Annotated in this window: 19 protein-coding genes and 5 tRNA genes; 1 reads left to right on the top strand and 23 read right to left on the bottom strand. The window is 30.6% G+C overall.

The features are described 5' to 3' along the window. Nucleotides 1–53: 53 nt before the first annotated feature. The 22 genes from rpoB to V3V28_RS06230 all read right to left on the bottom strand — a co-directional run bounded on the left by rpoB (nt 54) and on the right by V3V28_RS06230 (nt 16,521). Nucleotides 54–3,863: a DNA-directed RNA polymerase subunit beta gene (gene rpoB / locus V3V28_RS06335; RefSeq protein WP_331364175.1), complete on the bottom strand. Its 3,810-nt coding sequence runs from the start codon at nt 3,861–3,863 to the stop codon at nt 54–56. 146 nt (nt 3,864–4,009) lie between these two features. Then, nucleotides 4,010–4,381 carry a 50S ribosomal protein L7/L12 gene (rplL, locus tag V3V28_RS06330; RefSeq protein WP_331364174.1) on the bottom strand — a complete coding sequence of 124 codons (372 nt, stop codon included), beginning with the start codon at nt 4,379–4,381 and terminating at the stop codon, nt 4,010–4,012. Between the two features lie 52 nt (nt 4,382–4,433). Continuing rightward, nucleotides 4,434–4,949 (bottom strand): 50S ribosomal protein L10, encoded by a 516-nt coding sequence (rplJ, locus tag V3V28_RS06325; protein ID WP_331364173.1) that lies wholly within the window; start codon nt 4,947–4,949, stop codon nt 4,434–4,436. A 19-nt stretch (nt 4,950–4,968) separates the two neighbouring features. Further along, entirely contained in the window at nt 4,969–5,658 is a 690-nt protein-coding gene (rplA, locus tag V3V28_RS06320; RefSeq protein WP_331364172.1) for a 50S ribosomal protein L1, read from the bottom strand. A 20-nt stretch (nt 5,659–5,678) separates the two neighbouring features. Next, nucleotides 5,679–6,116 (bottom strand): 50S ribosomal protein L11, encoded by a 438-nt coding sequence (gene rplK / locus V3V28_RS06315; RefSeq protein WP_187482843.1) that lies wholly within the window; start codon nt 6,114–6,116, stop codon nt 5,679–5,681. Between the two features lie 75 nt (nt 6,117–6,191). Next, the gene (gene nusG, locus V3V28_RS06310; RefSeq protein ID WP_331364171.1) at nt 6,192–6,743 is read right to left on the bottom strand and encodes a transcription termination/antitermination protein NusG; all 552 of its coding nucleotides are present in this window, start codon (nt 6,741–6,743) and stop codon (nt 6,192–6,194) included. A gap of 2 nt (nt 6,744–6,745) precedes the next feature. After that, the gene (gene secE, locus V3V28_RS06305; protein ID WP_331364170.1) at nt 6,746–6,943 is read right to left on the bottom strand and encodes a preprotein translocase subunit SecE; all 198 of its coding nucleotides are present in this window, start codon (nt 6,941–6,943) and stop codon (nt 6,746–6,748) included. A gap of 21 nt (nt 6,944–6,964) precedes the next feature. Then, a tRNA-Trp gene (locus V3V28_RS06300) sits at nt 6,965–7,036 on the bottom strand. A gap of 77 nt (nt 7,037–7,113) precedes the next feature. Continuing rightward, the gene (tuf, locus tag V3V28_RS06295; RefSeq protein ID WP_331364169.1) at nt 7,114–8,301 is read right to left on the bottom strand and encodes an elongation factor Tu; all 1,188 of its coding nucleotides are present in this window, start codon (nt 8,299–8,301) and stop codon (nt 7,114–7,116) included. 61 nt (nt 8,302–8,362) lie between these two features. Next, nucleotides 8,363–8,435: transfer RNA gene (locus tag V3V28_RS06290), tRNA-Thr, on the bottom strand. A gap of 16 nt (nt 8,436–8,451) precedes the next feature. Continuing rightward, nucleotides 8,452–8,524: transfer RNA gene (locus V3V28_RS06285), tRNA-Gly, on the bottom strand. Between the two features lie 14 nt (nt 8,525–8,538). Continuing rightward, nucleotides 8,539–8,620: transfer RNA gene (locus tag V3V28_RS06280), tRNA-Tyr, on the bottom strand. Nucleotides 8,621–8,662: 42 nt separating this feature from the next. Then, nucleotides 8,663–8,736 (bottom strand) — tRNA-Thr (locus V3V28_RS06275). A 106-nt stretch (nt 8,737–8,842) separates the two neighbouring features. Further along, a complete protein-coding gene (gene hpf / locus V3V28_RS06270; protein WP_331364168.1) occupies nt 8,843–9,151 on the bottom strand; it encodes a ribosome hibernation-promoting factor, HPF/YfiA family in 309 nt (102 codons plus the stop codon). Between the two features lie 3 nt (nt 9,152–9,154). Continuing rightward, the gene (locus V3V28_RS06265) at nt 9,155–10,045 is read right to left on the bottom strand and encodes a tyrosine-type recombinase/integrase (RefSeq protein ID WP_331364267.1); all 891 of its coding nucleotides are present in this window, start codon (nt 10,043–10,045) and stop codon (nt 9,155–9,157) included. Between the two features lie 105 nt (nt 10,046–10,150). Then, the gene (rpsU, locus tag V3V28_RS06260; protein ID WP_036822200.1) at nt 10,151–10,348 is read right to left on the bottom strand and encodes a 30S ribosomal protein S21; all 198 of its coding nucleotides are present in this window, start codon (nt 10,346–10,348) and stop codon (nt 10,151–10,153) included. 222 nt (nt 10,349–10,570) lie between these two features. After that, nucleotides 10,571–11,737, bottom strand: coding sequence for an acyl-CoA dehydrogenase family protein (locus V3V28_RS06255; protein WP_331364167.1), 1,167 nt, complete (start codon nt 11,735–11,737; stop codon nt 10,571–10,573). A 27-nt stretch (nt 11,738–11,764) separates the two neighbouring features. Continuing rightward, nucleotides 11,765–12,670, bottom strand: coding sequence for a helix-hairpin-helix domain-containing protein (locus V3V28_RS06250; RefSeq protein ID WP_331364166.1), 906 nt, complete (start codon nt 12,668–12,670; stop codon nt 11,765–11,767). Nucleotides 12,671–12,686: 16 nt separating this feature from the next. After that, complete coding sequence (locus V3V28_RS06245; protein ID WP_331364165.1) at nt 12,687–14,303, bottom strand: alanine/glycine:cation symporter family protein; 1,617 nt, start codon at nt 14,301–14,303, stop codon at nt 12,687–12,689. Nucleotides 14,304–14,392: 89 nt separating this feature from the next. Beyond that, nucleotides 14,393–15,295, bottom strand: a complete 903-nt coding sequence (locus V3V28_RS06240; RefSeq protein WP_331364164.1) for an SDR family oxidoreductase — start codon at nt 15,293–15,295, stop codon at nt 14,393–14,395. Nucleotides 15,296–15,297: 2 nt separating this feature from the next. After that, on the bottom strand, nt 15,298–16,296 hold the full coding sequence (locus V3V28_RS06235) for a potassium channel family protein (RefSeq protein ID WP_331364163.1): 999 nt from the start codon (nt 16,294–16,296) through the stop codon (nt 15,298–15,300). A gap of 3 nt (nt 16,297–16,299) precedes the next feature. Beyond that, a complete protein-coding gene (locus V3V28_RS06230; RefSeq protein WP_331364162.1) occupies nt 16,300–16,521 on the bottom strand; it encodes a PspC domain-containing protein in 222 nt (73 codons plus the stop codon). 180 nt (nt 16,522–16,701) lie between these two features. On the opposite strand from V3V28_RS06230, the gene uvrA reads away from it, so the two are divergent. Then, on the top strand, nt 16,702–19,524 hold the full coding sequence (gene uvrA, locus V3V28_RS06225) for an excinuclease ABC subunit UvrA (RefSeq protein ID WP_331364161.1): 2,823 nt from the start codon (nt 16,702–16,704) through the stop codon (nt 19,522–19,524). On the opposite strand, the gene V3V28_RS06220 is transcribed toward uvrA, so the two are convergent. Next, nucleotides 19,521–22,136 (bottom strand): TonB-dependent receptor, encoded by a 2,616-nt coding sequence (locus tag V3V28_RS06220; RefSeq protein WP_331364160.1) that lies wholly within the window; start codon nt 22,134–22,136, stop codon nt 19,521–19,523. The two genes, uvrA and V3V28_RS06220, sit on opposite strands and share 4 nt — an antisense overlap. Nucleotides 22,137–22,139: the final 3 nt, after the last annotated feature.

Genomic DNA, 22,139 nt, shown 5'->3' with positions numbered 1-22,139 from the left:
GTATTCAATTTCCAATAACAAAATTGCTATTGGAAATTGGTTACTGAAAAAATTTATTCTTCTAATCTAACGTCTAAACCTAAACCTTTAAGTTCATGCATTAATACGTTAAACGATTCTGGTAAACCTGGTTCTGGCATAGATTCTCCCTTAACAATACTTTCGTATGTTTTAGCTCTACCCATGACATCATCAGATTTTACAGTTAAGATTTCTCTTAAGATTGCAGAAGCTCCATAAGCCTCAAGTGCCCATACTTCCATCTCTCCAAAACGTTGACCTCCAAATTGTGCTTTACCACCTAAAGGTTGTTGTGTAATTAATGAATAAGGACCAATAGAACGCGCATGCATTTTATCTTCAATCATGTGTCCTAACTTAATCATATAAATGATACCAACTGTTGCTGGTTGATCGAAACGTTTTCCTGTTCCACCATCATATAAATAAGTATGACCAAATCTTGGTACGCCAGCTTCATCTGTAATCTCATTAATCTGATCTAAAGATGCTCCATCAAAAATTGGTGTTGCATATTTAGTTCCTAATTTTTGACCTGCCCAACCAAGAACAGTTTCATAAATCTGACCAATGTTCATACGAGATGGTACACCTAATGGATTTAATACAATATCAACTGGAGTTCCGTCTTCTAGGAAAGGCATATCTTCTGCTCTAACAATACGAGCTACAATACCTTTATTTCCGTGACGTCCTGCCATTTTATCACCTACTTTTAACTTACGTTTTTTAGCGATATAAACTTTAGCTAGTTTTAAAATTCCTGCTGGTAATTCATCACCTACAGAGATTGTAAACTTTTGACGTCTTAAAGAACCTTGTAAATCATTCACTTTAATTTTATAGTTGTGAACTAATTCACCTACTAAACCATTTAAGTCTTTATCAGTTGTCCAAGAACCTGTTAAATGCACATAATCATCTACAGAGTTTAACATTTTAAGTGTATATTTTTTACCTTTTGGTAATACTTCTTCACCTAAATCATTAAGTACTCCTTGTGAAGTTTTTCCACTAATAAAAGTAAATAACTTCTCGATTAATTCATCTTTTAAGCCTTCAAATTTACCAACGAAAGATGATTCTAAAGATGCAACAGCTTCTTTATCTCTTAATCTCTTGTTTTTATCTTTTACAGCTCTTCTAAATAATTTTTTATCAATTACTACACCTCTTAATGATGGAGAAGCTTTTAATGATGCATCTTTTACATCACCTGCTTTGTCACCAAAAATAGCACGTAATAATTTTTCTTCTGGAGTTGGATCAGATTCTCCTTTTGGTGTAATTTTACCAATTAAGATATCACCAGGATTTACTTCTGCTCCAATTCTAATCATTCCATTTTCATCTAAATCTTTGGTAGCTTCTTCAGAAACGTTAGGAATATCATTAGTTAATTCTTCAATTCCTAATTTTGTATCTCTAACATCTAAAGAGTACTCATCAATATGAATAGATGTAAATATATCTTCACGAACAACTTTTTCTGAAATTACAATTGCATCCTCAAAGTTATACCCTTTCCAAGGCATAAAGGCTACTTTCATATTTCTTCCTAAAGCTAATTCTCCTTTTTGTGTTGCATAACCTTCACAAAGAACTTGACCTTCAGTAACTCTATCACCTTTTTCTACAATTGGTTTTAGGTTAATGTTGGTTCCTTGATTGGTTTTTCTAAATTTAATTAAGTTATAAGAAACTTCATCAGAATCAAAACTAACTAGTTTTTCTTCTTCAGTTCTATCGTACTTAATTGTAATTTTATTTGCATCAACATAAATAACTTGTCCAGCACCTTCAGCATTGATTAGAATACGCGAATCTTTTGCAACTCTACGCTCTAAACCTGTACCTACAATTGGTGATTCTGGTCTTAATAATGGAACTGCTTGACGCATCATGTTAGATCCCATCAATGCTCTATTCGCATCATCATGTTCCAAGAAAGGAATTAAAGATGCAGATATAGATGCAATTTGATTTGGAGCAACGTCCATTAAATTTATTTGGTCTGGAGTAACAACAGGGAAATCGCCTTCTTCTCTAGCAATAACTCTATCTAAAACAATAGCACCGTCTTCTTTTAATTCTAAATTAGACTGGGCAGTTTTCATACCTTCTTCTTCTTCAGCACTTAAGTAAATTGGTTCTTCTGTAGATACTACACCATTTTCTACTTTTCTATAAGGAGTTTCAATAAAACCTAAATTATTCACTTTTGCAAAAACTGCAAGTGAAGAAATTAAACCAATATTTGGTCCCTCTGGAGTTTCAATTGGACATAAACGACCATAGTGAGTATAGTGAACATCACGTACCTCAAAACCTGCTCTTTCTCTTGATAAACCACCTGGTCCTAGTGCAGATAATCTACGCTTGTGCGTAATTTCTGCTAAAGGATTGGTTTGATCCATAAATTGAGATAATTGATTCGTTCCGAAGAAAGAATTAATTACAGAAGATAAGGTTTTTGCGTTAATTAAATCAATTGGTGTAAACACCTCGTTATCACGTACATTCATACGCTCACGAATTGTTCTAGCCATACGAGCTAAACCAACACCAAACTGACCTGCTAATTGTTCACCTACAGTTCTAACACGACGGTTAGATAAGTGATCAATATCATCAACTTCTGCTTTAGAGTTAATTAACTCAATTAAATATTTAATAATTGTTATAATATCTAATTTTGTTAATACTTTTTGATCTATAGGTTCATTTAACTGAAGTTTGGTGTTCATTCTAAAACGACCAACCTCACCTAAATTATATCTTTGTTCAGAAAAGAATAACTTATCTATAATACCTCTTGCAGTCTCCTCATCTGGCGGTTCTGCATTACGAAGTTGTCTATAAATATGTTCTACTGCTTCTTTTTCTGAATTGGTAGGATCTTTCTGAAGTGTATTATGAATAATAGCATAATCTGCCATATCGTTATCTACTTTATGTAGTAAAACGGTTTTAGCACCTGCTTCAATTATTTCATCAATATGTTCTTTATCTAAAATTGTATCACGATCGAAAATGATTTCATTTCTTTCAATAGATACAACTTCACCAGTATCTTCATCTACGAAATCTTCATGCCAAGTTTTTAAAACTCTAGCAGCCAATTTACGTCCTAATACTTTCTTTAATCCAGCTTTAGAAACTTTTACTTCTTCTGCAAGGTCAAAAATTTCTAAAATATCTTTATCTCTTTCAAAACCAATGGCTCTGAATAATGTTGTTACTGGTAATTTTTTCTTTCTGTCAATATAAGCATACATTACTTGATTGATATCGGTAGCAAACTCTATCCAAGACCCTTTAAAAGGAATTACTCTTGCAGAGTATAATTTTGTACCGTTTGCATGGAAAGATTGCCCAAAGAATACACCTGGTGATCTGTGTAATTGAGAAACGACCACACGCTCTGCACCATTTATTACAAAGGTACCAGAGTTAGTCATATATGGAATTGTACCAAGATATACATCTTGAACAATAGTTTCGAAATCTTCATGTTCTGGATCTGTACAATACAATTTTAGACGTGCTTTTAAAGGCACACTATGTGTAAGACCTCTTTCAATACATTCTTGAATAGAATATCTTGGTGGATCTACAAAGTAGTCTAAAAATTCTAATACAAACTGATTTCTTGTATCTGTAATTGGAAAGTTATCCATGAAGGTTTTGTACAAACCTTCTTCACCTCTTTCTTCTGCCTTTGTTTGAAGTTGGAAAAAATCTTGAAAAGATTTTACCTGAATATCCAAAAAGTCTGGATACTCCTTTATCATTTGAGAAGTAGCGAAGTTGATTCTTTCAGTAGTGTTTTTCGTTGCCAAAAGAGAATATTTTTTTGATTAAAATCTGAATAAAAATAAAAAACGAATATATACACAAAATGGTTTAGGACTAAAAACATTAGTTTTTAGTACCTAAACCTAAATTTGTTTTCCCGTTTCGAATACTCGAAATCGGGAGTAAAAGCTTACTTAAGCTCTACCTCAGCTCCAGCTTCTTCTAAAGATTTTTTAAGACCTTCAGCCTCATCTTTAGTTACACCTTCTTTTACTGCTGCAGGAGCGCTATCAACGATACCTTTTGCTTCTTTCAATCCTAAACCAGTTAATTCTTTAACTAATTTTACAACTGCTAATTTAGAACCACCTGCTGCTGTTAAAATAACATCAAATTCAGTTTGTGCTTCTGCTTCTTCACCTGCTGCTGCTGGACCTGCTACTGCAACTGCTGCTGCTGCTGGCTCAATACCGTACTCATCTTTTAAAATAGTAGCTAATTCATTAACTTCTTTTACTGTTAAGTTAACTAATTGCTCTGCGAAATCTTTTAATTCTGCCATTTTAATTGTTTTTAAAAATTTTGTTTATTATAGTGTTTATTTGTGCGCGTAATTATTTTTCAGATAATGTTTTAATAATACCTGAAAGTGTTTGACCACCTGATTGTAATGCTGAAATAACATTTTTAGCTGGTGATTGTAATAATCCAATGATTTCTCCAATTAATTCTTCTCTAGACTTAATGTCTACTAAAGCATCTAATTGATCATCACCAATATATACAGATTCTTCAGCAAATGCACCTTTTAATAATGGTCTATCACCTTTCTTTCTGAAATCTTTGATTAATTTTGCTGGCGCATTAGCTGCTTCAGCAATCATCATTGATGTATTACCTTTTAATACTGTTGGTAAGTCTCCAAAATCTTTATCTGAAGCTTCCATTGCTTTTGCAAGTAATGTATTTTTAACAACGGATAACTGAACACCTGCTTTAAAACAAGCTCTACGTAAATTAGATGTTGTTTGTGCATCTAATCCAGAAATATCTGCTAAATATAAAGTGTTAGTGTCTGCTAATACTGCTGTTAAATCTTGTATTACTTGTGATTTCTCTTCTCTAGTCATAATTATAAGTTTTAACGTATTAAACAGTTTTTACTTCAACAGCAATACTAGGACTCATAGTACTAGACATAAAAACGCTTTTTACATACGTTCCTTTTGCAGTTGTAGGTTTCAGTTTAAGAATTGTTTGTATTAATTCGTTTGCATTTTCTTCAATTTTTTTAGCATCAAAAGATACTTTTCCAATTGCAGCATGAACGATACCAGTTTTATCAACTTTAAAGTCAATTTTACCAGCTTTTACATCTGTAATAGCTTTTGCAACGTCCATTGTTACTGTACCAGTCTTTGGGTTTGGCATTAAACCTCTAGGACCTAAAACTCTACCTAAAGGACCTAATTTACCCATTACACTTGGCATAGTAATAATTACATCTACATCTGTCCAACCTCCTTTAATTTTCTGAAGGTACTCATCTAATCCAACATAATCTGCACCAGCTGCTGTAGCTTCTGCTTCTTTATCTGGAGTTACTAATGCTAAAACTTTTACATCTTTACCGGTTCCGTGAGGTAATGTTACTACACCACGAACCATTTGATTAGCTTTACGAGGATCTACTCCTAAACGTATCGCTAAATCTACTGATGCATCAAACTTTACATTAGTAATGTCTTTAACTAGCGCTGATGCAGCTGATAAATCATAAGATTTAGAGCTATCTACCTTTGCGTAAGCTTCTTTTTGCTTTTTTGTTAATTTTGCCATTTTACTACTTTTTATAAAGTTTATGCTGGTGCATTACCTTTTACTGTTAATCCCATAGAACGTGCTGTACCTGCAATCATACGCATTGCTGAAGAAATTTCAAAGGCATTTAAATCTACCATTTTGTCTTCCGCAATTACTTTAATTTGATCCCAAGTAACTGATGCTACTTTCTTTCTGTTTGGTTCTCCTGAACCTTTTTTAATTTTGGCCGCTTCTAGTAACTGAACTGCTGCAGGTGGAGTCTTTACAAGAAAATCAAATGATTTATCTTTGAAAACAGTAATAACAACAGGTAAAACTTTACCTTGTTTGTCTTGCGTTCTTGCATTAAACTGTTTACAGAACTCCATAATGTTAACACCAGCAGCTCCTAAAGCGGGTCCAACCGGCGGCGATGGATTCGCTGCGCCTCCCCTTACTTGTAACTTAACTACTTTACTAACTTCTTTTGCCATTTTAAAATGTTTAATGATTTGTTTTAATTTTGGAAGCTTAAAAACAAATCGTTATATATAATATTTGTGTAACAATTATATCTTATCTACTTGCATATAACTTAATTCTAATGGTGTTTTTCTTCCAAAGATTTTAACCATTACTTCAAGTTTACGCTTTTCTTCGTTTACTTTTTCGATTACTCCATCAAATCCATTAAAAGGACCATCAACAACTTTTACTGTTTCTCCTATATTAAAAGGAATTGCAATATTTTCATCTTGAACTGAAAGCTCATCAACTTTACCTAACATTCTATTCACTTCAGATTTTCTCATAGGAACAGGCTCACCACCTTTTGTTTCTCCTAAAAAACCTATCACTCCAGTAATTGCTTTTATAACGTGAGGAACTTCTCCTGAAAGATTTGCCTCAACCATAATATAACCTGGAAAAAACGCTCTTTCTCTGTTTACTTTTTTACCGTTACGAATTTGAATAACTTTTTCTGTAGGTACAATAACTTGACTTACATAATCTGAAAGACCTACTCTAGAAATTTCAGTTTCTATATAAGCTTTCACTTTATTCTCTTGTCCACCAATGGCTCTAACAACATACCATTTCATTACTGAATCAGCTGCCATTATTAATTAGATTTAAATATTAAAAAAAAATTATCTAAACCTGTCTGAAACACATAGTCTATACCAGCTACTGCCAATGCAAACAAAATAGTAAACACAGCTACAGTTACAGTTGTTTTTTGAGCATCTTCTTTTGAAATCCACGTCATGTGGTTATTTAACTCTTCAAAAGAATCTTTGATATATTGTATAAAGTTCATTTACTTTTTTTTATTTTATTGCACGGGCGGAGAGATTCGAACTCCCGACAGCTGGTTTTGGAGACCAGTGCTCTACCGCTGAACTACGCCCGTTTCTTATTCATTGATAAAGGCATCACGCTTTACAACGTGATACCTTTTAAATTTATTCTAATAAATTAATAAAAAAATTAATCTATTAATTCAGTTACCTGACCAGCTCCAACTGTTCTACCACCCTCACGGATTGCAAAACGTAAACCAACATTTAATGCGATTGGCTGAATTAAGTCTACAGTAATTGTTAAGTTATCTCCTGGCATAACCATTTCAACTCCATCAGGTAAGTTAATTGTACCTGTTACATCTGTAGTTCTTACATAGAACTGTGGACGATAGTTGTTATGAAATGGAGTATGACGACCACCTTCTTCCTTTTTCAAAACATATACTTCTGCTTTGAATTTAGCGTGTGGTGTTACAGAACCTGGCTTACAGATTACCATACCTCTCTTAATATCTTCTTTTGCTATACCTCTTAATAAGATACCAGCATTATCTCCTGCTTCACCTCTATCTAAGATTTGACGGAACATTTCAATACCAGTAACAGTAGAAGTCATTTTTTCAGCTCCCATACCAATAATATCAACAACATCACCTGTATTAGCAATACCCGTTTCGATACGACCTGTAGCTACAGTTCCACGACCAGTAATTGAAAATACATCTTCAACTGGCATTAAGAAATCTTTCTCAACCTCTCTTAAAGGCTCTTCGATCCAAGTATCTACAGCTGCCATTAATTCCAATACAGAATCAACCCATTTTTGTTCTCCGTTAAGAGCTCCTAAAGCTGAACCAGCAATTACAGGACCATTATCTCCATCATACTCATAGAAAGATAATAATTCTCTAATCTCCATATCAACTAACTCAAGTAATTCTTCATCATCAACCATATCCACTTTATTCATGAATACAACCATACGAGGAATACCAACCTGACGTCCTAATAAGATATGCTCTCTAGTTTGTGGCATTGGACCATCTGTCGCAGCAACCACTAAAATAGCACCATCCATTTGAGCAGCACCAGTAACCATATTCTTTACGTAATCCGCGTGACCTGGACAGTCTACGTGAGCGTAATGACGATTTGCTGTTTGATACTCTACATGTGAAGTGTTAATTGTAATACCTCTTTCTTTTTCTTCTGGTGCATTATCAATCTGATCAAAAGATAAAGCTGCAGAAAATCCTGCATCAGCCAATACTTTAGTAATAGCCGCAGTTAATGTAGTCTTACCGTGATCTACGTGTCCGATAGTACCAATGTTTAAGTGTGGTTTCGAACGGTCAAAAGTTCCTTTTGCCATAATTATTAATTTTAATTCTTAGTTTAAATATATTTAGTGTCTAGTAATACGTATTAAATTGAGCCAGCGATGAGATTTGAACTCACGACCTCATCCCTACCAAGGATGCGCTCTACCAACTGAGCTACACCGGCTTTTGTTGATATTTTGAGCGAAAGACCGGGTTCGAACCGGCGACATTCAGCTTGGAAGGCTGACGCTCTACCAACTGAGCTACTTTCGCAATATGTAAATTTGTGGGGAGAGCAGGATTCGAACCTGCGAAGACGTAGTCAACGGAGTTACAGTCCGTCCTCGTTGGCCGCTTGAGTATCTCCCCTTTAATTTACTATTTTCATGAACTTATATCTTTTTGCTTTTGAGCCGATGGAGGGACTCGAACCCACGACCTGCTGATTACAAATCAGCTGCTCTAGCCAGCTGAGCTACATCGGCTTTTGTTGCAAAAAAACAACCCGCTATTTCTAACGGATTGCAAATGTATAAAGTTTTTTTATATTTAAAAACTTTTTGTAATTATTTTTTTACTTTTTTTTCACTTTTATGAAATCAAAGAATTGCGATGCTTTTCTTTAGACTTTTTTAACTGTCTCTTTAAGTTGTCTACAGCTGCATTAATACCTTCTTCGAAGGTTTTTGTTTCTCTTTTTACAATCAACTCACTTCCAGGAATATTTATTTTAAGCTCTGTTATTTTATTTTCTTTATCACTTTTATTCTGAACTTTTAAAAAAACTTCTGCATCTACAATCTTATCATGATACTTTGCTAAAGATTCTACCTTCTTTTCTACAAATTCAATTAGTTCGCTATCTGCATTAAAATTTACTGACTGTGTGAATACTTTCATAAATCATACTTTTTTATTGCTCCTAGGGTGAGCCTGGTTATATACTTTTTTTATCGCGCCAAGACTATTATGTGTATAAACTTGGGTTGAAGCTAAAGAAGAATGCCCTAACAGTTCTTTAACTGAATTTAAATCTGCGCCTTCATTTAATAAGTGTGTAGCAAAAGAATGCCTTAAAATATGTGGACTCTTTTTAACCTTTGATGAGACTTTACTAAAGTAAGAATTAATAATTCTGTAAACAAGAGTTTCGTAAATTTTATTTCCTTTTTCTGTAATAAATAACTCTTCTAAACCTTTATTGTATTCCTTTTTTAAATCTATATAACTATATAGTGTTTCTAAAACAGATTCTAATAAAGGAACAAAGCGCTCTTTATTTCTTTTTCCTAAAACCTTTATTGTTCTATCTAAATAACTGATGTTGTGTTCTTTAATATTTATGAGCTCTGCTCTTCTTACACCTGTTGAATAAAATAATTCTACTATTAATTTGTTTCTAACGGAGACAAAATCGTTCTCTAAACCTACATTGTTAATTACAGCATTGATCTCTTTTGAAGTAAAAGGAACTTGTACTTTTTTAGCAACTTTTAATGCTCTATGTTTTGCTAATGGATTACTTTCTACTTGTTTTGTTTTTTGAAGAAACTTATAAAACGACTTTAAAGAACTTACTTTTCTATTAATTGTTCTATTGGATATTTTTAAATCCACCAAAGAAACAATCCAACTTCTAACTTGTGGATAATGAACTTCTAATAAATTTCCTTGATTAAATTCTGTTTCAATAAAATCTCTAAATGAGATTAAATCGTTTTTATATGCAGTTATTGTGTGTATAGAATACTTTTTTTCTAATAATAAATATTCTAAAAATGAATTAATCAAAATCTTCTAATTAGTTGTGGTTTGTAAAATTACAAAATTTAACGCATAAAAAAACTCGTAACACCAAAATCGGTTACGAGTTTTATATTCTTAAAGAATTAGTTATTTCTAACCTACTTCTTCTTGTGTTCTTAATCTCTGAACGTAAGAAGCTTTAATTCTTTGAGCTCTGTTTGCTACAGAAGGTTTTGTGAAGTTCTTTCTAGCACGCAAGTTTTTCATCGTTTTAGTACGATCAAATTTTCTTTTGTAACGCTTTAAAGCTCTATCTATATTCTCTCCTTCTTTAATAGGTATAATTAACATAAGTTGGCACCTCCCTTCATAGTATCTTTATATTTTGTATAGTTCTTAAAACTATTGATTTATTTTTTGGACTGCAAAGATAATTACAAATTATGAATTGACAATTAGTATTTACAATATATTTTAAAACAAGTAATTTGCGTTAGGGATTGAAATGACATCCTTTTTACTTTTCGTAAAAAGATATAATGTAAAGCCCGACCTTTAGGTAACGCCCAAAAATTATGTTGCCGGTTTATATTCTTTATTATCGATTACCATTTTTGCGATAATCTCTTTTAAAATTTCTGAAGTTCCACCACCAATTGGCCCTAACCTACTATCACGTAACAAACGTGCCATGGGGTAATCTTCCATATAACCATAACCACCTAGCATTTGAAGTGCATCGTAAATTACTTCGTCTGCCATTTTTGTTGACAATAACTTAGACATACTTGCTTCTTTAACAACATATTGCCCATCGTTTAATCGCTTTGCAATTGAGTAATTATACTCTTTACACATATCTACTCTACTCGCCATTTCTGCAATTTTGTGTCTTAACACTTGAAACCTATCTAAAGATTTACCAAAAGCAACACGTTCTTGCATGTAACCAACTGCATATTCTACAGCATATTCTGCTCTTGCATGCGCATTGATTCCCATAATTAAACGCTCTAATGCAAAATGTTGCATTATATAAGGAAAACCTTTTCCTTCTTCGCCCATTAAATTTTCTGCTGGTATTTCTACATTGTCAAAAGCTATTTCTCCCGTATCTGAAGCGCGCCAACCTAATTTATCTAATTTGGTTGCAGAAACTCCTTTTGCAGTTCTATCTACTACAAAAATGCTGATTCCTTTATATTTATCTGTAGGATCTGTTTTTGCGGCAACGATTAAATAATCTGAATAAATTCCGTTTGTAATAAATGTTTTAGATCCATTTAAAATATATTTGTCACCTTTTTTAATTGCTGTAGACTTCATTCCTGCTACATCAGAACCACAATATGGTTCTGTGATACACAAACAACCAATTTTATCTCCTTCTACACTTGGAACTAAATATTTTTGTTTTGTTGTTTCATTTGCTTCTTTATTCAAATGCGTCATTGCAAGGAACTCATGTGCCCACATTGCAGCTGCGAATCCGCCAGAATTTATTTTCTGTAATTCTTCTAAAAAGATCACTGTATAAAAAAGATCTAAATCTAAACCTCCATATTCTTCTGGTGTGCAAAGTCCGAAATAACCCATTTCACCGAATTTTTTCCAAATGAAACGTTCTATAGTTCCTGTTTTTTCCCACTTTTCTATATGCGGAGCTACTTCTTTCTGTAAAAAAGCTTTAAAACTTGAGCGAAATGCTTCGTGTTCTTCAGTAAAATACATACTGTTCATAAGCTAATAAATGTGTTTGTTATTTGTTTATTCTGCCACCAAATATAAGATTATTCTATCATATTTATCCAAAGGAAAATCCTTGATATTTTTTAATTCGGATATATCTTGAAGTTCTGCAACTTCATCTCTATAATTGAATATTTTAACACATAAGCTGTAATTTATGTAAGGATTCTTTAATAACTGTTTAAATTCAATAGTATTAATGTTTACCTTTTTAATGGTTGGTTTCCCTAAAATTTTAAAATTTGATAAGATTTTATCTGCAACCGGCTTCTCTAAACCCCAAACTTCATACAACTGATCATCTAAAGAAAAACCTTGTAGTTTTGTTCTGTATTTTATAATTCTTTCTGATAATTTATCTCCAATTCCATTAATAGATTGTAAATCTAAAATGGTTGCTTGGTTTATATCTTTAGTTCTTATTTTTTCTTTTGGAAGATTTTTTTCGACTCCACTAGAATTGACATTCCTTTTTGAGTTTTGCTTTTCTAATTGCCTGTTTCGTTTTACAACCCAACCTGGGAACTTAAAATAAGGAGAAATTTTATTCAATAAACTATCTGAAACCTTGGTTACTTTCTGAAATTCTCTTTTAGAATTCACAAACTTATTCGTTTTTCGAAAAGTTAACAGTCTATCAATTTCAGATAAAGACATTCCTAATTGTTCTCCTTTATAATCTGTAATATAATTAGGGTTGAATGGATAAATCTTTGGTTTTCTGTTTTCTAATTCAACTTTTTGCAAACTATCTATTTGCTGATGAAAAGCTAATAACTCTGTAGTATTTGTTTCTATCGTTTCATCCGAAGAAAAAACATCGAAAACGATAAGGCTTTGTAATATTATAATAATTATTACTAAAAAGAAAATCCCATTTCTTTGGCTTTTGTTATACCAGAAATGGGATTTAAATATGTTCATTATAATTTGCCTTACATTAACTTCTAATTGCTGTAATATATTTTTTCATTTCGTCTCTTACCTTTGGAAATAAAAGCAATAAACCAATCATATTAGGGAACACTAATGCTAAAATCATTGCATCAGAGAACTTAATTACTGCATCTAAAGTTGCAGCGGCTCCAATTATAACAAATAGAAGAAATAAAATTTTATATGCCATATCTGCAGTTTTTCCTTTTCCGAAAAGATATTTCCAAGACTGCAAACCATAGTATGACCAAGAAATCATTGAGCTAAAAGCAAATAGAACAATTGCTATTGTTAAAATATAAGAGAAACCTGGAATTACAGAATCAAAAGCCAAAGATGTTAAATCAACACCTCCAATTGAGCTTCCGTCTGAATTTAATACAACATTACTAAATCCGTCTCCCCCATATTTAAATACACTTTGCATGTCTGAACCATCAATATTAAAAAAGATAATAACCAAAGCAGTCATTGTACAAATTACAACAGTATCAATAAAAGGTTCTAATAAAGCTACAATCCCTTCAGAAGCCGGGAATTTAGTTTTTACTGCTGAATGCGCAATTGCTGCAGAACCAGCACCTGCCTCATTAGAGAAAGCTGCTCTTTGAAAACCAACAATTAAAACACCAACTAAACCACCTAAACCTGCCATAGGTGAGAATGCTCCATTAAAGATTAATCCAAAAGCATCACCTATATAATTATAGTTTGCAAAAATAATTATCAAACAAGCTAAAACATATATTCCTGCCATAAAAGGAACAATTTTTTCTGTAATTTTGGCAATACGTTTAATCCCTCCAATAATTACAATACCTACTAAAATAGCTAAAATAAACCCAATAATTAAACCTGAAGCTCCACCATCTATATTAAATAATGTTTTTAATTGTACTGCTGCTTGGTTAGATTGAAATGCGTTACCACCTCCAAAAGAAGCTCCAACACATAATACTGCAAACATTACACCCAATACCTTACCAACACGTGCATAACCATTTTCTTTTAATCCTTTAGATAAATAATACATTGGCCCACCATAAACAGTACCGTTTGCATCTACATCCCTATATTTTACACCTAATGTACATTCTACAAATTTTGTAGACATACCTATTACACCACAAACAATCATCCAAAAAGTTGCTCCTGGACCACCTAAAGCAATTGCTACTGCAACACCTGCAATATTCCCTAAACCAACAGTTCCAGAAACAGCTGTTGCCAATGCTTGAAAATGAGAAACTTCACCTTCTTGACTTTCATCTCTAATTGTATCTACAATATCTCCATCTACAATGTTAACTTCTGCATTAACATCTACTCCATGTCCTTCTATATCATCATATTTACCTCTTACAGTATTTATTGCTAAACCAAATTTAGTAATCCCTGGGAATTTAAAATAAATAGTAAAAAAAGTAGCTCCAATAACTAACAACAACACTACAAATGGAATATCATGACCTGCAATAGGCACTGATGTTAACACAAATCCTTCCCACCATACTGCAACAGGCATAAAAGCATCATTAATTTTTTCATCTAATCCTTTTTCTTGTGCAAACGTTAGAAATGGCATTGCTAAAAACAGCAATGAAAGAAATTTTTTATTCATAATATAATTTGATTAATTTTTTAATAGTAACTCGCAATATCATAAAAAAATGCTCTTTTAACAACTTTTACGCGTTAAAAGTGTTTTTATCATAAAGTTTCTTTGAATCTCTCTAAATCTTCTTTGAAAGTTTTAGGGTAAAATTCTAACTCTTTATTTGTCTTTGACAAATCGAAACCAGTTTTTGCTGGTCTTGGTGCAGTTTGATTTAAAGTTGATGTTGATATAGGTTTTATAAGGCTTTTGTCTAGTTTAAAACTATCTGCAATTTGTTGCGCAATTTCATACACACTTAATAACTTACTAGAAGAGATATTAAAAACTCCTGTTGCTTTTTTATCCATCACTATTTTACATGCCAATGCCAAATCTTTTACATAAGTCGGCGCTCTATATTGATCATCTACAATTGTAATCTCTTTTTTATTTTCTAACATTTTCTTAACCCAGAGTACAATATTATTCCTACTCATATCATACACCAAACCATATACTAAAATAGTTCTTAAAATAGTATAGTTAATTTTTGAATTGGTTAAAACGTCTTCTGATTTCATTTTAGACAATCCATAATAACTTAATGGACTTGGAACATCAGTTTCCTTATAATAACCTTTTTCCTTTTTACCATCAAAAATAAAATCTGTAGAAATATGAATTAAATGACTGTTTATTTCTTCAGAAACTTCAGTTAGCCATTTTACAACTTCAACATTTAAAATATCACAATCTTTTTTGTTTGTTTCACAATCATCTACTTGCGTCATTGCTGCTGTATTGATAATAAAATTTGGTTGAATTCCTTTTATTTTTTCTTTCAACAATTTTTCATCTGTAATATCAATAGAAATATATTCGAAACCCTCTCTTCCACTTCTATTCTTTCCTCTTGAAAAACCAAAAACTTGGTATTTATAACTTTCATTTAATAGTAAGTTTAGCAGCGATTGACCTAACAACCCATTGCTACCTGTAACAACAATTTTTATCATTCTTAAAATAATTCTCTTAATTTTATAATTTGTTCTGGTCTTCCTAATACAATTAAATGAGTATCAGCAACCAACTTTATTGAAGCGTCTGGGTTTATTACATAATCTTTATCTGGATTTCTAAAGCCTATAACAGTACAACCCGTTTTTTTTCGAAGGTCTAAATCTAAAATTGTTTTATTTAAATACATTATAGGCAACTCGTTTACAGCTATTTCTTCTAAATTAGCTGTGGTTTCACCTTCTATCGTTAATCTGTCTACAAATTCAATAACGTCTGGGGTTACCACTAAAGAAGCCATATGATTTCCACCTAACTTATCTGGCATAATTACATTATCTGCGCCAGCAATTTTTAACTTACTATAAGAACTCTGTTTAGATGCTCTACTAATAATTGTACACTTTTTATTTAATTGTCTTGCACTTAAAACAACAAACAAATTATCTGCATCCGACGGCAAAGCTGTAATTAGATTTCTAGCCTTTTTTATACCTGCTTTAATTAAAACCTCATCTGTTGTACTATCTCCTTCAACATTTAAAATTTCATTAAGATCTAACTCTTCAATTAGATCTTTATTCTTTTCAATGACAACATATTCTTTTTGATAGTTGTTAAGCTTAACAATTGCCTGCTTTCCGTTTCTACCATAACCGCAAACAATTGTATGACCTTCTAGTTTTTCGATTGTTTTTTGCACCCTTTTAAGTTTAAGTTGTTTAAATAATTGTCCACTAATAATATATTCTGTAAAAGACGAAACGGTATAACCAAATATAGAAATACTCGTTAAAATTAAGAAAATTGTAAATATTTTTTCTTCAGAACTTAATGGATGAACTTCACCAAAACCAACTGTGGTTATCGTAATTACCGTCATATACAAAGCGTTTACAAAAGTGTCCCCAGACAGCATCATATAACCAGAAACCCCAATTGCAATAATTGTAAAGAGAAGAAATAATGTTTTGTATAATTTAGACTTTAATATATTCATTTTTTATAAATCAAAAACCGAGCTTCTTTTTGTGTAAATCATATCTTTTAATTTTAATAAAAATGCCATCGTTAAATAAAAACCAAAAGATAAACCAACTGTTACAAAAGATATATAAATAAAAAACAAACGAACATTTGTTGCTCTCATTCCTAATCTATCTGCAAATCTTGAAGAAACATGAAACCCGTTTCTTTCAAAAAAATATCTAATACTGTTTATCATTTTCAATTTAAAAGTATACTGCAAGATAGTATTTTATGATGTATTTTCTATACTTTTTAAAGTACAGTTTTTATCAAAAACATATTTCTATCAACCTTTTAACTAAATGCATTTTATATTCATTCTTAAATTAAAATAGTATTCTGTAACTTTGCTCTTTTTTGCAAAAAATTTTCTCATTTGAAAGACCAAGAATACTTAGAAGTTTACGGAGCAAGGGTTCATAATTTAAAAAATATTGATGTAAAAATTCCACGCGAAAAGCTAGTTGTAATTACTGGTTTAAGCGGAAGTGGAAAATCATCTTTAGCTTTTGACACCATTTACGCAGAGGGACAAAGACGTTATATAGAGACTTTTTCTGCGTATGCAAGACAGTTTTTAGGCGGATTAGAAAGACCTGATGTAGATAAAATTGATGGATTGTCTCCTGTAATTTCTATTGAGCAAAAAACCACTAATAAAAGTCCACGTTCTACTGTTGGCACAATTACAGAAATCTACGATTTTTTACGTCTTTTATTCGCAAGAGCTGCCGATGCTTACTCTTACAATACAGGGGGAAAAATGGTAAGTTATTCTGATGAACAAATAAAAAAATTAATTCTTACCGATTTTCAAGATAAAAAAATAGCCGTTTTAGCACCTTTAGTAAAATCTAGAAAAGGACATTATCGAGAACTTTTTGAACAAATTTCTAAACAAGGCTTTGTACGCGTTAGAATTGATGGAGAAATTAAAGAAATTGTAAAAGGAATGAAGCTAGACCGATACAAAACTCATGATATTGAGGTTGTAATTGATCGTTTAGCAATTAATAAATCATCAGAAAAAAGATTAGAAGAAACCATAAAAACCGCATTATATTCTGGTAATAACATTATGATGGTTATTGATATTGAAACCAATGAACCGCGTTATTTTAGTAGAGAATTAATGTGTCCAACATCCGGAATTGCATATCCAAATCCAGAACCAAATACATTTTCATTTAATTCACCAAAAGGTGCATGCGATAGTTGTAATGGTTTAGGAATTACAAATGAAATCAACTTAAAAAAAGTAATTCCAGATAATACAATTTCTATTCAAAACGGAGGAATTATTCCATTAGGAGAGCAAAAAAGTAGTTGGATTTTTAAACAATTAGAAAATATTGCAGAACGTTACAAGTTCAAATTAACAGACCCTATAAAAAGTATTCCAAAAGAAGCTTTAGATATTATTTTAAACGGAGGAAACGAGTCTTTTGACATTGAATCTAAAACAGTTGGTGTAACAAGAAATTATAAAATTGATTTTGAAGGAATTATTGCTTTCATTGAAAATCAATATAAAAACGCAGAAAGCACATCTATAAAACGCTGGGCAAAAGCTTTTATGGATGAAGTTTCTTGTTCTTCTTGTAGCGGAAAAAGATTAAAAAAAGAAGCACTTCACTTTAAAATTACTAATAAAAATATTAGTGATTTAGCACAAATGGATATTACTGAACTTGCAAAATGGTTTAAAAACGTTGAAAAACATTTATCAGAAAGACAACTTACTATTGCTCAAGAAATTCTAAAAGAAATTAGAACCCGAATTCAGTTTTTATTAGATGTTGGTTTAGACTATTTAGCTCTAGATAGAACTTCAAAATCACTTTCTGGTGGAGAAGCACAAAGAATTCGTTTAGCAACACAAATTGGTTCGCAGCTAGTTGGTGTTTTGTATATTTTAGATGAACCAAGTATTGGTTTACACCAACGAGATAATCAAAAATTGATTGATTCTTTAGTAAAATTACGAGATATTGGAAACTCTGTTTTAGTAGTTGAACACGATAAAGATATGATGGAACATGCAGATTTTGTGTTCGATATTGGTCCTGGTGCTGGAAAACATGGAGGAGAAATAGTTTCTGCAGGAACTTTTGAAGAATTAAAAAAGCAAAAAACTTTAACTGCCGATTATTTAACAGGTAGAAAAGAAATTGCAATACCAAAAACTCGAAGAGAAGGAAATGGTAAATTTATTAAACTAAAAGGAGCATCTGGGAACAATTTAAAAAACGTTTCTGTAGAATTTCCTTTAGGAAAAATGATTTGTGTTACTGGAGTTTCTGGAAGTGGAAAATCTACTTTAATTAACGAAACTTTATATCCTATTTTAAATGCTCATATTTATAGAGGTGTTAAAAAGCCAATGCCTTATAAAAAAATTGAAGGTTTAGAACATGTAGATAAAGTAATTGATATCGATCAATCTCCAATTGGTAGAACTCCACGTTCTAACCCAGCTACTTATACCAAAACATTTGATGAAATTAGAAGCTTATTTGCAAAAACTGCAGAAGCAGTAATTAGAGGTTATAAACCAGGGAGGTTTTCTTTTAATGTAAAAGGTGGAAGATGTGAAACTTGCCAAGGTGGTGGAGTTCGTGTTATAGAAATGAACTTTTTACCAGACGTACAAGTAGAATGTGAAACTTGCCAAGGAAAAAGATTCAACAGAGAAACTTTAGAAATTAGATATAAAGGAAAATCAATTTCTGATATTTTAAATATGACTATTGAAGATGCAACTGGTTTCTTTGAAAACATTCCTAAAATCTACAGAAAATTAAAAACAATAAAAGATGTTGGTTTGGGCTACATTACACTTGGTCAACAATCTACAACACTTTCTGGTGGTGAAGCACAACGTATTAAATTGGCTGCAGAGCTATCTAAAAGAGATACCGGAAATACTTTTTATATTTTAGACGAACCAACCACTGGACTTCATTTTGAAGACATAAGAGTCTTAATGAATGTATTAAATAAATTAGCAGACAAAGGAAATACTGTTTTAATTATTGAACACAATTTAGATGTTGTAAAACTAGCAGATTACATTATTGATGTTGGTATGGAAGGTGGAAAAAAAGGTGGAAAAATTTTGTGTACAGGGACTCCAGAGGAAATTGCCAAACATAAAACGAGTTATACAGCAAAATTTCTTAAAAAAGAATTAGTTTAGAAATTAAAACGCATACCTATTAAAATATTTCCTTCTAATCTTTCAAAAGTTGAAAGTTGCAAAAAAGCATCCGTATTTTGTTGAGAAATAAACTTGTTGTTTTTTAAATTTAAAATATTAGTTCCTTTGAAAAACAATTGAATTTCTTTATTAAAATTCCATTGAGTTGAGAAGTTTACAGCATAAGTATTTTGTGATACATTTGTTGATGATACATTTTGGTATAAGCCTCCAAAATTCCAAATAAAATTATTTATTTTACCATAAATTTTGGGATAAATATTTATTCTTTTTAATGTGTAATTTAAAACAGAAAAGTCATTTTTTGTTTTAGTTTCATCAAAATAAAAATTTAATTTTGTTTGAAATGGAAGCGCTTTAAAAGTTGAATTAAATCTTAAATCTACTCCATAACTATAATTTGTGTTTTTATTCTTAATTTCTTCAAAAAATGAAAAAGAACGCGAGTTTTTGTAGAATATTTTAGCATTCCATTTGAAAGGTAAAGTTTTTAGTGTTTTAGAATGATTTAAAGAAACATCAAAACCCTTTTTAGGAATACGAACATAATTCTGTTCAATAAAATTATTATTAACAATAGAATTGTATCCAATTTCATTTTTTGTGTCAAAAAGACTAACACCAAATGAAAACATACTATTTTTAGATGAATTAATACTACTATAATTAAGATTGATAGACTCTTTTTCAATTGGTGTAAAAATGTCTCTATTTTTATTAATTTTTGTTTGATAATTTAAAATTCTAAAATTATCATTCATCTGAAAAATAGCAATATTTTTCATGGTTTTTAAATAAGATACGGACAAGTTTTTATTATCTAAAAACTCAAAACCAAAAGAAATATTTGGTAAAAACCAATTATATTTTTTATCACTTTTATTAACTTCTAAAGAATTATGAATATAATTTAAAGATCCATTAAATGAAAAAGTTTTACTTAATTTTAAATTAATTTTATTAAAATATGAAAAGCTATTTTGTTCTTTAAGTACGTTAAATAAAAATTCTGATTGCCTTTTTGTGTTATTATTAAAATTTTCAGTGTTTTTTATAAAAGAAAATGAAGTTGTTAATTTTGTATAGTCGGAATAATTATACAATAACTTTGAATTTATATTTATTGTATTTTGCTTTACATTTGTATTCTGTGTTAGTGTAAAATCATTATAAAATTTTAAATTTAAGAACGGAGTATCTGAATTCAAAATAAAAACTCTTTCTTGATTCTTATAATCATAACTGAAAAAGGATTGTAATAAAAATTTGGATGATAATTGATTTTTATACATTAGGCTTTGTCCTATCGAAAAGTCATTATCTTTTATTCTATTATCTAAATTTAAATCACCTTTTATATTAAATAATTCTTTATTTCTTAAAGGATTTATTTTAAGGTTGTATTTTAATACCTGATTCTCATTTTTTTTGTAAACTATATTTACAAAAGAATTACCCAAGTAACTGTCAGCGGCATTAGACTTATTCTCTTGTAAGGTTTCATAATTTGAACTTATGAAGGTTTTAGATGAGTTTTTTAATTCTTCTATTTTAGTAAAATCTAAAGTTAGATAACCATTTACTTTTAATTTTTCTGAAAACTTATTAGAGAAATTTAATGAGTTAAATACTGTGCTTCTACTATCTACATTTTTGTTTACAAAAACATAACGCGGTATTTTAGCGTGATCTATTTCATACACACCAGATCCACCATCATTAAAATTATTAGTAAAATTACCAATACCACCTTGCATTTCTATGTAATCTAACATATTTATGGCAGACTCACCAATGTTATTAGCTTCTGTAATTAATGCGAAATTCCCTTTTTTTAGAAACTTAAAAACATTTGTATGCAGCTGATTTTTCTTATCTACACCAGAATTTACTTCAATATTACCAACAATTTTATTTTTATAATTTTTATTTAAAGTAATATTTAAAACAATTTTTCCTGTTTTTTGGTTGCCAATATCATCAAACTCTTTAAAATTTTTAATTATTTGAATACCTTGCACAGCTTCAGCTGGTAAATTTCCTGTAGACATTTCGTGTTTCTTACCAAAAAAATCTTCGCCATCAATTAAAACTTTATCAATTACATTTCCTTGAAAACTGACTTTTTTATTATCATCTATTGTTAAACCAGGTAATTTCTCTATTAAATCTTTTAAATTAGTTTCTGTACTGTCCCTCACTTTAGAAAGATTATAATTTATTGAATCTTTGTTTACCTCAAATTCTTTATAACTAGTTATAATAATGATCTCACCTAAAGTATTATGGTCCTCTATTAAAGAAATTATAATATTTGAAATATTATTTTTATTTAAAATTACTTTTTTAGGTTTATAACCCAATAAAGTAATTTTTAAATAAAATTTTTTCTGACTTACTGAAAAAGGTAAAGAAAAAATTCCATTTTCATCTGTAGATGTGTATTCTTGAGTAAAATCAGTTTCTACTTCAATTAATTGAACAAAAGCATTAGATATAATCTCTCCTTTTTTTGTAGTTACTTTTCCAGTAATTTGTGAAAAAGAAGATAAGGAAAAAAAAAAGATAAGGAAAATTAATTTAATTTGCATTAA

The sequence above is a fragment of the Polaribacter sp. genome, from assembly GCF_036480315.1.
Lineage (GTDB): Bacteria > Bacteroidota > Bacteroidia > Flavobacteriales > Flavobacteriaceae > Polaribacter.
The sequence above is the reverse complement of the archived record's forward strand: the minus strand, read 5'-3'. Positions and strand labels throughout refer to the sequence as shown.